Origin of the sequence: Rhodococcus sp. 05-2254-5, assembly GCF_002258575.1 — a bacterium.
Classification (GTDB): Bacteria; Actinomycetota; Actinomycetes; order Mycobacteriales; family Mycobacteriaceae; genus Rhodococcoides; species Rhodococcoides fascians.
Genome location: NZ_NOZG01000006.1, coordinates 37,294 through 52,688 on the forward strand (window position 1 = coordinate 37,294; position 15,395 = coordinate 52,688).

The 15,395-nt window shown below is 65.0% G+C and carries 13 protein-coding genes; 8 read left to right on the forward strand and 5 right to left on the reverse strand.

Going from position 1 to position 15,395, the window contains the following annotated elements:
• Positions 1-50 precede the first annotated feature (50 nt).
• Together mgrA and CH278_RS04300 are read left to right on the forward strand one after the other, a co-directional pair.
• Positions 51-1,085, forward strand: coding sequence for an L-glyceraldehyde 3-phosphate reductase (gene mgrA, locus CH278_RS04295; protein WP_094621270.1), 1,035 nt, complete (start codon positions 51-53; stop codon positions 1,083-1,085).
• Positions 1,086-1,119: 34 nt separating this feature from the next.
• Positions 1,120-2,109: an NAD(P)H-quinone oxidoreductase gene (locus CH278_RS04300; protein WP_094621331.1), complete on the forward strand. Its 990-nt coding sequence runs from the start codon at positions 1,120-1,122 to the stop codon at positions 2,107-2,109.
• Positions 2,110-2,180: 71 nt separating this feature from the next.
• On the opposite strand, the gene CH278_RS04305 is transcribed toward CH278_RS04300, so the two are convergent.
• Positions 2,181-3,386, reverse strand: a complete 1,206-nt coding sequence (locus CH278_RS04305) for a cysteine desulfurase-like protein (RefSeq protein ID WP_094621271.1) — start codon at positions 3,384-3,386, stop codon at positions 2,181-2,183.
• 175 nt (positions 3,387-3,561) lie between these two features.
• Here CH278_RS04305 and CH278_RS04310 point away from each other — a divergent pair, with 175 nt between their 5' ends.
• Genes CH278_RS04310 through CH278_RS04330 form a run of 5 tightly spaced genes read left to right on the forward strand, consistent with a single transcriptional unit; the run spans position 3,562 to position 7,708 of the window.
• The gene (locus CH278_RS04310) at positions 3,562-4,140 is read left to right on the forward strand and encodes a bacterial proteasome activator family protein (RefSeq protein WP_032407822.1); all 579 of its coding nucleotides are present in this window, start codon (positions 3,562-3,564) and stop codon (positions 4,138-4,140) included.
• Between the two features lie 59 nt (positions 4,141-4,199).
• Positions 4,200-5,081 (forward strand): galactan export ABC transporter permease subunit Wzm/RfbD, encoded by an 882-nt coding sequence (gene wzm, locus CH278_RS04315; protein WP_094621332.1) that lies wholly within the window; start codon positions 4,200-4,202, stop codon positions 5,079-5,081.
• A gap of 16 nt (positions 5,082-5,097) precedes the next feature.
• Positions 5,098-5,910 (forward strand): galactan export ABC transporter ATP-binding subunit Wzt/RfbE, encoded by an 813-nt coding sequence (wzt, locus tag CH278_RS04320; protein ID WP_179274356.1) that lies wholly within the window; start codon positions 5,098-5,100, stop codon positions 5,908-5,910.
• Entirely contained in the window at positions 5,891-6,805 is a 915-nt protein-coding gene (gene glfT1, locus CH278_RS04325; RefSeq protein WP_179274353.1) for a galactofuranosyltransferase GlfT1, read from the forward strand. The genes wzt and glfT1 overlap by 20 nt, the downstream gene beginning before the upstream one ends.
• Before the next feature lie 39 nt (positions 6,806-6,844).
• Positions 6,845-7,708, forward strand: a complete 864-nt coding sequence (locus CH278_RS04330) for a TylF/MycF/NovP-related O-methyltransferase (protein ID WP_032366779.1) — start codon at positions 6,845-6,847, stop codon at positions 7,706-7,708.
• Here the strand turns inward: CH278_RS04330 and CH278_RS04335 are convergent, their stop codons facing one another.
• The 4 genes from CH278_RS04335 to CH278_RS04350 all read right to left on the reverse strand — a co-directional run bounded on the left by CH278_RS04335 (position 7,709) and on the right by CH278_RS04350 (position 12,956).
• On the reverse strand, positions 7,709-9,598 hold the full coding sequence (locus CH278_RS04335; protein ID WP_094621273.1) for a glycosyltransferase: 1,890 nt from the start codon (positions 9,596-9,598) through the stop codon (positions 7,709-7,711).
• A gap of 137 nt (positions 9,599-9,735) precedes the next feature.
• Entirely contained in the window at positions 9,736-10,569 is an 834-nt protein-coding gene (locus tag CH278_RS04340; RefSeq protein WP_094621274.1) for an alpha/beta fold hydrolase, read from the reverse strand.
• Complete coding sequence (locus CH278_RS04345; RefSeq protein ID WP_032388090.1) at positions 10,566-11,168, reverse strand: TetR/AcrR family transcriptional regulator; 603 nt, start codon at positions 11,166-11,168, stop codon at positions 10,566-10,568. The genes CH278_RS04340 and CH278_RS04345 overlap by 4 nt, the downstream gene beginning before the upstream one ends.
• Positions 11,169-12,956: an N-acyl-D-amino-acid deacylase family protein gene (locus tag CH278_RS04350; RefSeq protein ID WP_094621275.1), complete on the reverse strand. Its 1,788-nt coding sequence runs from the start codon at positions 12,954-12,956 to the stop codon at positions 11,169-11,171. It lies immediately after the preceding gene.
• A gap of 163 nt (positions 12,957-13,119) precedes the next feature.
• Here CH278_RS04350 and CH278_RS04355 point away from each other — a divergent pair, with 163 nt between their 5' ends.
• Positions 13,120-15,372 (forward strand): hypothetical protein, encoded by a 2,253-nt coding sequence (locus tag CH278_RS04355; protein WP_094621276.1) that lies wholly within the window; start codon positions 13,120-13,122, stop codon positions 15,370-15,372.
• Positions 15,373-15,395 lie beyond the last annotated feature (23 nt).

A 15,395-nucleotide genomic window follows, 5' to 3' on the forward strand; every position in this document is an offset into this window, starting at 1 on the left:
GCTTGCCGTGGTTCGGGGTCCGATTCGCCGATGCGACCTAGGGTCGAGTTATGACAGATCCCTACATCGACCCTCCGTACGTTGCCGCCGCCGATCGCTACGAATCCATGTCGTATCGCCGAGTGGGATCGCGTGGGCCGGTACTGCCGGCTGTGTCGCTGGGCCTGTGGCACAACTTCGGCGACGACGTTCCACTGATGAAACAGCGCTCGATTCTTCGTCGCGCCTTCGATCTGGGAATCAACCACTTCGACTTGGCGAACAACTACGGTCCGCCGTACGGAAGCGCCGAGAAGAACTTCGGCCGCATCTTCTCCGAGGACTTCGCCGGGTACCGCGACGAACTGATCATCTCCAGCAAAGCGGGATGGGACATGTGGCCCGGCCCGTACGGCTTCGGTGGCTCCCGCAAGTACCTGCTGTCCTCACTCGACCAGTCGTTGACGCGTATGCGACTCGACCACGTCGACATCTTCTACAGCCACCGCCCCGACCACGACACTCCCATCGAAGAGACAGCCGGCGCGCTGATCAGCGCCGTTCAACAGGGGAAGGCCCTGTACGCGGGCATCAGCTCGTACAAGCCCGAGGGCACGCAGAAGATGGCGGATCTACTCGCCGACGCCGGCGTTCCGCTGCTGATCCATCAGCCCAGCTACTCGATGGTCAACCGGTGGATCGAACCCGAACTGCTGGGTACCCTCGACGCGATCGGCGCAGGCGTCATTGCATTCTCTCCCCTCGCTCAAGGCATGCTCACCGACAAGTACCTCGACGGCATTCCCGCGGATTCGCGCGCAGCACAGGGCAAGTCGCTGAACCCGGACTGGCTCACCGACGACCACATCGGGCACCTTCGCGCATTGAACGACATCGCGTCGGCCCGCGGTCAGTCCCTGGCGCAGCTCGCGCTGAGTTGGGCTCTGCGCGGCCGGCGAGTGACGTCGGTACTGATCGGCGCATCGAGCGTCGAGCAGCTCGAGAACAACGTCGCGGCGCTGGACAATCTGAACTTCTCCGACGCCGAACTCGAACAGATCGACAGTCACGCCGGCGACTTCGGCATCAACCTCTGGGACCTGTAAAGCGCCTGCGACAGTGGTGGCGCATCATGGATACATGCGTGCAATCACACTGAGAGAATTCGGCGATCCCGACGTCATGGAGTGGACCGAGGTTCCCGATCCACGACCGGCCCGCGGACAGGTGATCGTCGACGTCTCCGCCACCGCCGTCAACCGTGCCGATCTGATGCAGCGTCAGGGCAACTACCCGCCGCCCCCGGGTGCCAGCGAGATCCTCGGTCTCGAGTGCTCGGGAATCATTTCCGAGCTCGGTGACGGCGTCAGTGGTTGGAACGTCGGCGACAGGGTCTGCGCGCTGCTGGCCGGTGGCGGGTACGCCGAGCAGGTCGCCGTGCCTGCCACCCAGCTGTTCCCGATCCCTGCGGGCCTCGATCTCCATGTGGCAGCGGCACTTCCGGAGGTCGCGTCCACGGTGTGGTCCAACCTGGTGATGGATGCGCACATGCGTTCGAGCCAAGTACTGCTGATCCACGGCGGCGGCAGCGGAATCGGTACGCACGCAATCCAGGTCGCGAAACAGATGGGCGTCACCGTCGCCGTGACCGCCGGATCCAAGTACAAGCTGGACATGTGCGCGGACCTCGGTGCCGACATCCTCATCGACTACAAGAACCAAGACTTCGTCACCGAAATCCGTTCACAGACAAACGATCACGGTGCCGACCTGATCCTGGACAACATGGGCGCGAAGTACCTCGACCGGAACCTCGATGCCCTCGCCATGGACGGCACGGTCGTCACCATCGGAATGCAGGGCGGCGTGAAGGGTGAGCTGAACTTCGGCAAGCTCCTCGCCAAGCGTGGCTCGGTACACGCGGCCGGATTGCGTGGACGCCCCGAGACCGGACCGTCGAGCAAAGCCGACATCGTCGCCGACATGACCGCACACCTGTGGCCGATGATCTCCGAGGGCCGCGTCACCGCCGTCGTGCATGCCGAAATCCCGATAACCGAAGCAGCACAAGGCCATCGGATGCTCGACGACGCCGAGACGATCGGGAAAGTCATCCTGCGCGTGCAGTGATGTGCGTCCGAGGGTCGTGCGTGGAACTTCGTAGTGGGCTACGAAGTTCCACGCACGTGCGGCGCAGCCGCTCAAAGGGCGAGCGCAGCGAGAGCTTTCACGAGCTGATCGATCTCGTACCGGGTGGTGTAGGGAGCGAGTCCGATGGTGACGGCACCACCTTCGTCGTTGACGCCTAGGGCGTCGAGCAGACGACTGCCACCGTGGACCCCACTGACGCTGCCGATTCGGGCCTGCGCGAGTTGCTCGGACACCTTCACCGCGGGCATACCGTCGACGGTGAAGCTGACGGTCGGGATACGCGTGGGCGCAGTGCCGAGCACCATGACGTGATCGAGGGTGGCGAGCGCAGCCATCAGATACTCGAAGAGCCGATCCTGATAGTGCTGCAGCGACCCGATGGACAGCTCCAGCCGCTCACGTCGGGTGCCCGTCGCTGCGTCGTCGAGGTTGGCCAGGTAGTCGATGGACGACACGACACCGGCCAGCAGCGCGTACTGATGACCACTGACCTCGAGCCGCTCGGGCCCCTTCGCCGACGGGTTCAGCGACATCGACGGCAACTGGTCGAGCAGTGTCGGATCGCGGAAGATCAGCGCACCCACCGACGGCCCACCCCACGCAGCCGCATCGATCGCGACGACGTCGGCTCCGAGTTCCTTGATGTCGACGTGTGCGTAGGGGGCTGCTCCGGCGGCATCGACGACGATGAGTCCACCGACCTCGTGGACCAGATCCGCCGCGACGCGAACGTCGGGAGCGCTACCCACGATCGGCGACGCCGCGGTGACCGCGACGAGCCGGGTGGTGGAGGTGATGAGTTCCTCGAACTGCCACGTGGGCAGCTCGCACGTATCGATCTCGACCTCGGCCCAGCGCACGTGTGCTCCGGTTCGGCTGGCGACCCGCAGCCACGGCGCAACGTTGGCTTCCTCGTCCAGACGCGAGAGCACCAAGCCGGTTCCCAGCCCGAGCCGGGAGCTCAGAGAATCGGCGAGCCACGACAGCAGCGTCGCCCGGTCCGGTCCGATGACCACCCCGGACGGATAGGCACCGACCAGATCTGCGATTGCGACGCGGGCGGATTCGAGCAGAGCAGCACTCCGCTTGGCGGCGATGTTGCCGGCCGAATGATTGGACGCACTGTGCCGGAACGCCGTGGAGACGGCCGTCGACACGCGATCCGGAATCAGCATTCCCAGCTGAGGGTCCAAATGAATCCACCCGTCGCCGAGGGAGGGAATGGACCCTCTGACCCGTGCGACGTCGTACCCCATGCCGGACACTCTAAGCGCCGACCCGCCGAGGGTGTGTTTCACGTCCTGTTTCCCCAGGGAAAGGCAGCCAACAACGCACGCTTCGATCCTCCTGACACCCCGGTTGCGAACGACCGAACCAGGATAATCGCCCCTGTCGATCGCGCAACGGCAGGCGACGCGTAAAGATGGATGCATGACGCAATCCGAGTCGAACAATGCACCCGGCGATCATGTCGTCGTGATCGGCCCCAACGGAGAGCCACTCGCACTGAGCCGCGAGGAAGCCACCGCTGCTGCAGCCCGCGCTTCCGGCTCGGCGGCCAACGAGGAGTCGTCCGACGGATCGGACCTCTCGGAGATGGTGGAACAGCCCGCCAAGGTGATGCGCATCGGCACGATGATCAAGCAGCTGCTCGAAGAAGTGCGCGCGGCACCTCTCGACGACGCCAGCCGCAACCGGCTCAAGGAAATCCACAAATCGTCCATCCAGGAGCTCGAGCAGGGCTTGGCCCCGGAGCTGCGCGACGAGCTCGAGCGTCTGGTGCTGCCGTTCGGCGAGGACGTCGTGCCCACCGACGCCGAACTGCGGATCGCGCAGGCTCAGCTCGTCGGCTGGCTCGAAGGACTGTTCCACGGCATCCAGACGGCACTCTTCGCTCAGCAGATGGCCGCACGGGCCCAACTCGAGCAGATGCGTCAGGGCGCATTGCCTCCCGGTGTCATGCCCACACCGGGCGGCGGCCACGGCAGCGGTACCGGCCAGTACCTGTAACACCACACACACGCTTGCAAAATGAGCTGCATGGTCGATTGCAGGTAGTGTCGACCGTCGTGTCGGCACCAGCGAAGGATCCCGAGAGCGAGGCAGGAGAACAGATGCCTGCTCCGGTTTCGGACTCACAGACTTATCGGCGCGCGTTCGGCGATCTGCGGACCGGTTTCAACCAGCGTGAGCTGTGGCTGCATCTCGGCTGGCAGGACATCAAGCAGCGCTATCGACGGTCGGTGATCGGCCCGTTCTGGATCACCATCGCCACCGGCGTGCAGGCCATCGCCATGGGCCTGCTGTATTCGGTGCTTCTCGACATCGATCTGCGCGAGTTCCTGCCGCACGTCACGGTCGGCCTGATCATCTGGAACCTGATCAGTGCCGCGATTCTCGAGGGCGGAGACGTCTTCGTCGCCAACGAGGGTCTGATCAAGCAGCTGCCCAGTGCGCTCAGCGTGCACGTGTATCGCCTGGTGTGGCGTCAGCTCCTGCTGCTCGGCCACAACCTGCTGATCTACGTGATCATCATCGCGATCTTCTGGCCGCCCGGCGGACTGCACTGGACCGTGATTTTCGCGATTCCGGCGCTGGTCCTGATTCTGCTCAACGCGGTGTGGGTGTCGATCCTCTTCGGCATCATCGCCACCCGCTACCGCGACATCGCCCCGATCCTCGGCAGCTTCGTCACGCTGATGTTCTTCATGACGCCGATCGTGTGGACCACCTCGGGCCTACAGCAGATGGGCGGCGAGGCCGCGAATCGCGCGAAGCTCGTCGAGATCAACCCGCTGTTCCACTACCTGGACATCATCCGGGCCCCTCTGATCGGCGAGGACCAGCAGGCGTATCACTGGTACATCGTGCTCGGGTTCACCGTCGTCGGGTGGGCGCTGGCCATCGTCGCTCTCAAGAAGTACCGGGCCCGCGTGCCCTACTGGGTTTAGGGGTCAGCAGTTGTCCATCAGCATCAGTACTTATGACGCATGCGTCGACTTCCCGATCTTCGACGCCAAGACGCGGTCCTTGAAGAAGGCGTTCCTCGGCAAAGCCGGCGGTGCCATCGACCGGAACTCCTCCGACGTCGTCGTCGTCGAAGCTCTCAAGAACATCACGATGAACCTGAAGGACGGCGATCGCGTCGGCCTGGTGGGTCACAACGGCGCGGGCAAGTCGACGCTGCTGCGGCTGCTCTCGGGCATCTACGAGCCGACGCGCGGCAGCGCCACCATCCGCGGCCGCGTCGCGCCGGTGTTCGATCTGGGCGTCGGTATGGACCCGGAGATCTCCGGTTACGAGAACATCATCATCCGCGGTCTGTTCCTCGGCCAGACGCGCAAGCAGATGCTCGCGAAGATGGACGAGATCGCCGACTTCACCGAACTCGGCGACTATCTGGACATGCCGCTGCGCACCTACTCCACAGGTATGCGGGTGCGCGTCGCGATGGGCGTCGTCACCAGCATCGACCCGGAGATCCTGCTGCTCGACGAGGGCATCGGTGCCGTCGACGCGGAATTCATGAAGAAAGCCCGGCACCGGCTGCAGGAGTTGGTGAAGCGCTCGGGAATCCTGGTGTTCGCCAGCCACTCCAACGAATTCCTGGCTCAGTTGTGCGATACCGCGATGTGGATCGATCACGGCCAGATTCGCCAGCAGGGCGGCATCGAGGACGTGGTGCGGGCATACGACGGCGACGACGCCGGGGACCACGTCGCGCAGATCCTGAAAGAGATCGAGCGGGAAGACGGACCTGATGGGCAAGCCGGTGCCTGACCGGATCATCGGGGTCATCGTCACGCACAAGCGTCGGGAGTTGTTGGCTCTGTCGTTGGACGTCATCGGTGCCCAGACGCGTCCGCTCGATCATCTGGTCGTCGTCGACAATGCGAACGAGCCGGCCGTCCGCGAATTGGTGGACTCGACGGCCCTGCCGACGACGTACCTCGGCTCGCAGCACAACCTGGGCGGCGCAGGCGGATTCGCGCTGGGCATTCTGTACGCCCTCTCGCTCGGTGCGGACTGGGTGTTTCTCGCCGACGACGACGGCCGCCCCGAGGGCCCGAAGGTGCTCGAGACCCTTTACGACTGCGCGCTCGCGCACGGACTGGACGAGGTCTCCCCCGTCGTCTGTGACATCGAGCATCCGGATCGCTTGGCGTTTCCGCTGCGACGCGGCGTCGAGTGGCGTCGTCTTCGCTCGGAGTTGATCGACCCCGAGAATCCGGACGACGATCTGCTCGAAGGCATCGCATCGTTGTTCAACGGTGCCCTGTTCAAGGCCTCGACCATCGATGCGGTCGGCGTGCCCGATCTGCGGCTGTTCGTGCGCGGCGACGAGGTGGAAGTACACCGCCGATTGCAGCGCTCGGGCCTGAAGTTCGGAACGTGCCTCACGGCCGCGTACGTGCACCCGAACGGGGCCGAGGAGTTCAAGCCGATCCTCGGTGGCCGGATGCACACGCAGTACCCGGAGGATGCGACCAAGCGGTACTTCACCTACCGCAACCGCGGTTACTTGATGTCGCAGCCTGGTATGCGAAAGCTGTTGCCGCAGGAGTGGATTCGCTTCACTTGGTTCTTCCTGATCACCACCAGGAATCCTCGCGGTCTGGCCGAGTGGTTCCGGCTGCGCGGACTCGGCCGTCGAGAGCACTTTCGTAAGCCCTGACGTGTTTGCGAACGCGTCCTCACCGGCTACCGTGTGCCCATGACGGAACCTCGGAAGCTCGCGGATCGCATCAAGTCGTCGGCTCGAGAAAAACTTCAACGAGCAATAGGTGAGGTTCTGGCGCAGCAGACCGCGCAGCTGGCCGAGCAGACCAGCGATCAGCAAGCGAAATTGCTCGACGTCCTCGAACGCCAACGGCGCGAGATCGACGATCTGCACGCCTTCATTCGCGGTCTCGAGATGCGGATGCGTCGCGACATTCCGTACGCCTCCGACGTCGAAGCCGCCGCTCAGAGCGCAGAGTTCGCCGAAGAGATGATGCCGGAGGCACCGACCTTCCTGCGGCCGCACGCCACGCTGCGATTCGCACTCGGTGAGGTCTCCATTCGCGGCATGGCGCTCGAGTTCGGAGTGGCCAGCGGGACGACGCTCGAGATCATCGCCGAGGAATTGGCGTCGCGTAAGGACATCACCGTCGTCGCCGGATTCGACGTGTTCTCCGGCCTACCCGAGACCTGGCGTACGGGCTTCCCGAAGGGACTGTTCGAGCAGGACACGATCCCCGAAGTGCCCGGCGCACAGATCGTCCCGGGGCTGTTCGAGGATTCTCTGCCGGGCTTCCTGAAGGGCCACCACGAGAAGTTGGCCTTCCTGCACCTCGACGCCGACCTGTACTCGTCGACGGTCACCGTGCTGGACCTCGTGGCCGATCGACTCGCAGTGGGCACCGTCATCGTGTTCGACGAGTACTTCAACTTCCCCGGCTGGCGCAACCACGAGTACCGGGCGTGGACGGAATTCGTCGCACGCACCGGCACCGAATTCGACTACCTCGGGTACACCGCCGACAACGAACAGGTCGTCGTACGGATTCGCACGGCACCCAAGGTCCGGTCGAACTAGCTACTGCCCGTAGAGACGAGCCCAGTTCTCGCGGCTCGTCAGCTGCGGGACGGCGGCGCGGTACGACGCTGCCACGGCGGGTGTCTCGGTGCGCAGACGCTTGAGTGCCGACACACCGCGCTTGAGCAGCTCGACGGCATGTGCCTTGTTGCGCTTGCGAACTCGGACGCCCTCTTGCGAGCGGTCGGTGACGATCGCGTGGGAGAACAGCGAGACGTGCCACCAGTGCGCGTCGTCGGCGGAGATGGAAACGGGGCCCGGATCGACCGTGCCGCGCCACTGGTTGAGGACGCGCTTGGCGAGTACGGCGAATTCCATGCTCTTCTTCGGGTGCGGGCCGGCCGGGGTGATGAACATGTCGGCCGGACGCACCCCCGGTACGTCGTTGGCGTTGTGCCGCTTGGTTTCTCCGTACGCTGCGCGCTCGCGCCGGATGGAACCCGCCGCTTCCATGCCGCCGTCGAGCAGATGTTCCGGACCGGCCAGGAAGTCCTCGACGGACTTGATCAGCGTGTACGCCATGCCGTACTGCATCGACACCAGGTAGCGAAGCAGGTCGGTGAACAGCTGCTTGGCCAGCGTCTTACCGTCGAGTTCGATGTGCAGGGCGGCGGTGATCATACCGTTGCGCAGGTTGAAGTAGCGGTGCCACTCGTCCCAGTCCTTCCACGCGAAGTCGGCGTGCCACACCGCTGCGCCCGGCAGCGTGACGGTGGCGAATCCGTTTGCGCGCGAACGGTATCCGTACTCGATGTCGTCCCACTGGAAGAACAGCGGCAACGGGTAGCCGACCTGCCCGACGATCTCCGACGGGATGAGGCACGACCACCAGCCGTTGTATCCGGCGTCGACGCGGACGTCCTGCTGACGCTTGCGCTTGAATGCGCTCTTGTCCGATACCGCGTTCTTGACGTGGACTCCGGCCTCGAGCTTCTGCAGGTTGGCCACCTCAGCACCGACGTGCACGCGGTCGGGGTGCAGCAGGTACAGCATCTGGGCGCCGATGATCGCCGGCTCGACGGTCATGTTCGCGAACGAGTTCATGCGCACGATCGCCTCGGGCTCGCACAGCACGTCGTCGTCCATGAAGATCACGTTGGCCGGATCGCCGCCCTTGCCCTGCACCTCGTACAGGCCGCGGGTGAACCCGCCGGCACCACCGAGATTGGGCTGGGTGATGTAGACGAGTTTGTCGCCGAGCTCGGCCGCCACGCGCTGGAATTTCTCCCGCGTCTGCACCTGATCGGTGCCCTGATCGACGACGTAGACGTTGTCGACGCCGAGCAGAGCGATCGGGTCGTCGGCCATTGCTGCGACGGTGTTGGCGCAGTCGTCGGCGCGGTTGAACGTGCAGATCACCACCGAGGTGGGACGCAGCTTCTCGGGAGCGGCGACGGTCCATTCCGCGTCCTGCACAGACAACTCGCTGGACGTGGTGGTGAAGCGGACGTACAGCGCCCCGCCGTCGAGGAACTGCGTGGTGGCGACGGGAACGGCCAACTGAGTCGACGCGTTCGCGGAATCGACCGTTGTGCTGGCCATCGTGCGCTCGTGACCCTTGTAGTCCGTGGCCACCAGATCGATCCGGCCGGCACCGGCGACGGTCGCCCGGAACACCACCTCGGTGACGGTGGTCCACCGCTGCCAGTAGCTGGCCGGGAACCGTCCGAAGTAGCTGTTGGTATGTACGACGCTGCGCTTGGCGATCCGGATACCGGTGCGGGTGCGCTCGGCGTTGCCCTTGCGGACCTCGCTGTACATGTCTGCGCTGACCAGGGGCGACGGGCCGTCGAACAGAAGCCTCTGAACTGTCAGTTCGGCCGTGTCGTCACCGCCGGCGGCAGCCGGCACGTCCGAGGAACCGAGACGATCGAGAGCAGTGCCGTCCATACCGAGAAATACCCCATCCAGTTCGAGTAGTGACAGTTCGAGCGATCACAGGTGTGGCCGTACCGAGAAGAAGACCACTGACCATGGTTGCACAGCCCGAGGCCGATCCGTCCGACGCTCGCCGCACTGCCCGCCACCTACTCCCCTTCCCGCACCCTCTCCAGCAGCACACGAGCGGCATCGGCCGGGTGCGTGTACGGCCACCAGTGGCCCGCCTCGACGTGAACGACGCGCAGGTCGGGGATCCACCGATCGAGACCCTCGGTGAGGTTCGTCGACAGCATCGGGTCGTGTGTCGGAACCACCACGGTGGTCGGGACGACGCAGCGCGGATCGGGTCCACGGAACACCCGCCGCAGCACGTTGGCCCGGTACAGCGCAATGCCGCGCTGCTGGTCGGCCGCCGTCGGGGTCGGCTCGCCCGCGGCCTGCAATCGGGCCAGCAGAGCCGGTACTCGCGATCGCAGGACGGGCACGTGAAACCCGAAGACGTACCAGGACCTGGCCAACTGCCCCACCAGTGACGGCCACCGATGCGGCCGGACCGACCGCGCCCGTGCCACCTGCCGCAGATGATCCAGACTCGGCCCCGACACCGACGTGTACGACGCGAATGCGGTGCTCGCCCGAGGCGAGGCCATCGCCTCCCACATCTGGACCGACCCCCAGTCGTGGGCGAAGACGTGCACCTTGCCGGTGAGGCCCGGAATCGACTCGACCACCGCGAAGGCGTCCCGCGCCAGCTGCTCGATGGCGACGTCTGCCGCAGGCTCCAGCACGGACGCTCCGCTGCCTCGTGTGTCGTAGGCGATCACCCGGACCGTGTCACCGAGCGCGGTGATCAGCGGATCGAACACGTGATGGTTGTCGGGATAGCCGTGCACCAGCAACACTGTGGACTCAGCCGCCGGGTCCCCGTATTCGAAAACGGGAAGCTCGGCCCCCGATGTGCGTACCGTCCAGTGGGTCATCCTGCGTCGGTCAGGGCATGCAGTGCGCCACCGCGCAACAGGTGGGCAATCATTTTCAGCCGCATGGCTTCCTGCTCGGGCTGCGGATGGACCACGGCTGCCAACGCCTCGCCGTCGAGCAGGTGGACGACGCTGAAGACCACCGTTTCCAGATGCTGCGGATCGATCACGCCGGCAACGGGAAGCGCACGAGCAAGTTCTGCGATCTGCTCGTGATATCGAACGGTGAACGGCTGCAGTCTCTCTCGCAGCTCGTCGTCGCTGCGGGCGGCGGTCAACAGCTCGTACCAGGCCCCGTTGATCGGGGCGCGGCACGCTGCTCTGAGCAGTTCGAGACAGTGCTCGATGGACGCGCTCCCGAAACCGGACAGGCCGCGGCGAAACTCCTCGAACTGACGTCGACGAACCTCGTCGGCTGCGGCGACGATCAGGTCGAGCCTGGTGTCGAAATGCCGAAACATGGCCCCGGACGACACCCCGGCCCGGCTGACGATTTCACTGACACTGGTTGCGGCGTAGCCCTTCTCGCACAACGATGCAATAGTCGCGTCGAGCAGTTTTCCGATGGTCTCGGTTCGGCGCTGGTGTTGACTCGCCACTCACACACGCTCCCGGCGTCGCGGGGCCGTGGGAGTGCCTGCCCGCAGGAAGCTACCGGCCCGCTCCGACACACCGAACCAGGGCGCAAAGGTGCCGCCGGAGAACACCACTCGGCCCGCGACCAGAGTGGCGGTGACTGCTCGGTCGTTGCGATTGACCATGCGACTCAGGCCACCGAATTCCGGCATGGTCTCCTCGCGATAGGCCAGGACATCCTCGTTCAGGCCCTCCGGGTCGATCACGACGATATCGGCACGGTCCCCCACCCGCAGGTGACCGGCGTCGACACCGTAGAAGTCGGCCAGTTCGCCGCTGAGCTTGTGCACTGCCTTCTCCACGGTCATGAACGGCCGGCGATCGTTCCGCGCGTCGTGCACACGGTGCAGCAACCGAATGCCGAAGTTGTAGAACGCCATGTTGCGCAGATGAGCGCCGGCATCGGAGAACCCAACGGTCACCCCGGGCTGATTGATCAGCTTGTCCATCTGCCGCTTGCGATGATTGGCAACCGTCGTGTGCCAGCGCAACTTTCGGCCGTGCTCGACCACCAGATCGAGGAACGCGTCCACCACGTGCACACCACGTTCGGCCGCGACCTCCGCGATGTTCTTTCCGACGACCGACGCGTCGGGGCATTCGGTGATCTCGGCGTCGGCGAAGTCGCGATGCCAGACGCGCGAGCTGAACTTCTTCTCGAAGTCGGCACGGAACCAGCGGCGGTAGGCCTCTTCGGACAGCAACTCGTTGCGTCCCAACTCTTCTCGAAGATGCAGTGCGGCGCGGCCGGAGCCGAACTCCTCGAACACCACGAGATCGATGCCGTCGGAATACACGTCGAACGTGGTGGGGAGGTGCTGCCAGCGGAACTGGCCCTTGCCCGGGCCGTTGACCATCCGGGCGAGCGGGCCGAAGACGCGATGGATCCACGGCGACGCCTTGGCATCGGCCGCCGCCAGCAACGAGATCTTGAGCGGAGTGCGGCCGACCCCGGTGGCCGAGGCGAGGAAGAACAACATGTCGTACTTGGTGTTCAGGTTCGGAATGCTCTGCAACAACCGACCGCGTCGACGCAGAATCTTGTGCAGAGAACGGAATTCGCTCCACCGCGCATACGAGGACGGTAACGAACGAGACCGGTATCGATCGCCGTCCAACTTGTCCCACGGGTTCGTCATGGTCGACATTCCGAGCAGCCCGGCATCGAGCGCCTTCTCGAGCGCGTCGGACATGGCGCGCCATTCTTCGCGGGTGGGCTTCTGACTTCGGTCGGTCGAGCGGTCGAGACCCATGACGTGCGCACGGAGGTCCGAATGACCGACCAACGCAGCAATATTGGGCCCGAGAGGCAGGCGCTCGAGGGCTGCGATGTACTCGTCGGGACTGTTCCAATTTTTGTGCGCATCGACGGCCTTGAGCACATGATCGCGCGGCAGCGCCTCGACCCGACTGAACAGGTCCGCGATGTCGACCGGAGTGGAATAGAGCGTCGACAACGAACAGTTGCCCAGGAGAACCGTCGTGACCCCGTGCCGGACGGATTCTTCGAGACCCGGCCCGACCAACACCTCTGCGTCGTAATGGGTGTGTACGTCCACGAAGCCCGGCGTGACCCACTTGCCGGTGGCATCGACCACCTCGGTCGTCGCGCTCGGCTCGAGAGGAGTGGACGACACGGCCCGCACGACGCCGTCGACGATGCCCACATCCGCCCGAACTCCAGGGCCGCCGGATCCGTCGTACACGGTTCCGCCGGTGATGACGACATCGAAAGGAATGTTCGGGTTCATGTGACCTCCGTCATAGAATGACGAAACAGTAACTTAGAGAGTGGTCACTCGCAATAGCCGCTTTCCTGAGGACATCTGCGTGATGCATGCGTCGGCGTTTCGGCTCGGGAGCAAGACGACAGCTACAGTCGGGTGTCTTTGCCCGAACTCACGGAGTTGACCCTTGCCCACCACGGATACCCAGATCGCGAGCAGCTCCCTGCCCGACAGCAGACGAGAGCGCCTCGTATGGGGAGCGGCAATTGCGGCCGTCGTCGTGTTGGGCTATCTCTTGGTGCTCAGCGTCGACCCTCGCTTCTTCTACATCGACGACACCGAATCCGGTGCCATCCCCAACTGGCTTCAACTCGGGCGCATCATGCGCGACGGTCACTTCCCGTCCCTCGTGCTCGATCAGTGGATGGCGGGCAACTATCCCGTCGAAGGCCAGGGCGGACTGTGGAACCCGGTGCAGATGGCGATCAACTACGTCTCGCCCTCGATCGACAACCTGGTCCTGCTCGCGACGGTCGTCAAACTGGGCTTCTCGATCCTGCTGGCCTGGGGTGTGTACCGCGTCGCGCTCGTCTACGGGGCACGCGCCAACTGGGCCGCCGTCGCAGGCGCGAGCGCGCCGTTCGTCGGCTTCACTCTGTTCTTCGAGAACACCTCGTGGGTGACGGCCCTCATCGGCACCGCGTACATCACCAACGCATGGGCGAGCTCGGTGAAGTACGCCCGCGGCCACAGCGGCCCCGTCGTGCCGTTCGTGTTCCTCTACCTGGCCATCAGCGTGGGATACGTCCACGCCGCGGTCATGGCCGGCGTCATGATCGGCTCGGTCGCCATCGGTGAACGGTTGTTCCAGCGCCTGTGGCGTCCGGCGCTGAAGGTGTGCAGCGTCGGCATCGCCGCGGCCGCCTGCGGGGCCGTCACCTTCCTGCCGGGAGTACTGACCTCCGCGGTCACCTGGCGCAGCGGTGACGAGGGAACGTTCAACGACAACTTCCTGACGGCACCGTGGTCGGAATCGTTGACCGCCAGCATCCCGACGGCCGTGACCAGCATCGAATCGTGGGCAGGCGAGACCACCGAATCCCCGGTCACCTACATCGCCTGGTTCCTCGTCCCTGCGCTCGCGTTCATCGCCTGGCGTCGGGTGCCCGCGGCCTTGCGTGAGCTGGCCGCACCACTGATTCTGTTGGCGTTCGCGCTGGTCTTCACCGCGGGCCCCAGCGACATCGGCCCCATCCGCTGGCCCGCGCGCATCCTCCCCTTCGTCGCCATCGTCGCGTTGATCCTCGTCGTCACCCTGATCAGCCGATACGGAACTCTGGACAAGCTGCGGCCCCGACTGCTCGCCGCCGGCCTGCTCACGCTGGTGTTGCTGCTGCGTGCAGGCTCGTCGGGTCCGGAGTTCTTCGGCCGCCACATCGTTGCTGCGCTCGCGATCCTGCTGGTCGGCGCACTCGCCCTGCTGCTCGCCCACCGCTTCTCCACCCGGGCCACCGCCGCGCTCATCCTGGTCACGATCGCGCCGATCGCGATGTACCAGGTGGCCGGATACCAACCGCCGTTCGCCAAATGGTGGCTCCCCACCTCGCAGTCCGAGGCCAAAGCCCAGTTCCCGCAGTGGCAGGGCTCGACGCTGCAGCTCGGCAGTCGTGCGCTGACCGAGACCGAAGCCGACGGGCCCGACGACCCGCAACTGCCGTGGCACTCGCAGGTCTACGGCAACTCCGCCAAGGTGATGGGCCTGGACTACGTCAACGCCTACACCCCCGTCGGCTACCTCGATTTCGCAAACCTGCTGTGCTTCGAGCACGAGGGTTCGACCTGCACCGACGCCTTCGACCGGCTCTACGAGATCGAGCCGTACACCGGCAAGACCTATGCCGATCTGATGCAGCTCGACCGCGTCGTACTGCAGAAATTGCAGTATCCGCTGGCCGAGAGGGAGGCCGCGCCCGCAGGCTGGCAGTGGGTCACCGCGCCCACCCCCGACTCCGCTCGGCAGGTCTACGTCCTCGAACGCGTCGATGGATTGATTCCTGACGCGTCGGGACGCGTCGTAGCGACGGTGAACGCCTCCGCCGACCCGATCTCGTCCAACGCGGACTCCGAGCACGTCACCGTCTCCGCGCCCGCCGGTGGCAGCGTCGTCTTCTCGCGGTTGGCCTGGCCCGGCTACACCGCCACTCTGAACGGCGAGCCGCTGCAGACGAAGGGTCTGGCCGATATCTTCCTGTACGTCGACCTGCCGCCCGGCACCGACGCAGCGGACCTGGAACTCACCTTCCGGCCGCCCGGTGAACGACTCGGACTCGCTGCCATGGCCGGTGGGGTGATGGTGCTGATCGGCCTGGTCGTACTCGATGTTCGACGACGTCGACGCCCCTCCGCGCCGGAGTTCGGCAGTACGACGTCCAGCAGATAGGGTCAGACCTCGTGACGTCCGAC

Bases quoted from the DNA above. Each gene is read 5' to 3' on its own strand.
- CH278_RS04330 (WP_032366779.1), top strand. From the start codon at position 6,845: ATGACGGAACCTCGGAAGCTCGCGGATCGCATCAAGTCGTCGGCTCGA.
- CH278_RS04350 (WP_094621275.1), bottom strand. From the start codon at position 12,956: ATGAACCCGAACATTCCTTTCGATGTCGTCATCACCGGCGGAACCGTG.
- mgrA (WP_094621270.1), top strand. From the start codon at position 51: ATGACAGATCCCTACATCGACCCTCCGTACGTTGCCGCCGCCGATCGC.
- glfT1 (WP_179274353.1), top strand. From the start codon at position 5,891: ATGGGCAAGCCGGTGCCTGACCGGATCATCGGGGTCATCGTCACGCAC.
- CH278_RS04305 (WP_094621271.1), bottom strand. From the start codon at position 3,386: ATGGGGTACGACGTCGCACGGGTCAGAGGGTCCATTCCCTCCCTCGGC.
- CH278_RS04310 (WP_032407822.1), top strand. From the start codon at position 3,562: ATGACGCAATCCGAGTCGAACAATGCACCCGGCGATCATGTCGTCGTG.
- CH278_RS04300 (WP_094621331.1), top strand. From the start codon at position 1,120: ATGCGTGCAATCACACTGAGAGAATTCGGCGATCCCGACGTCATGGAG.
- CH278_RS04335 (WP_094621273.1), bottom strand. From the start codon at position 9,598: ATGGACGGCACTGCTCTCGATCGTCTCGGTTCCTCGGACGTGCCGGCT.
- CH278_RS04340 (WP_094621274.1), bottom strand. From the start codon at position 10,569: ATGACCCACTGGACGGTACGCACATCGGGGGCCGAGCTTCCCGTTTTC.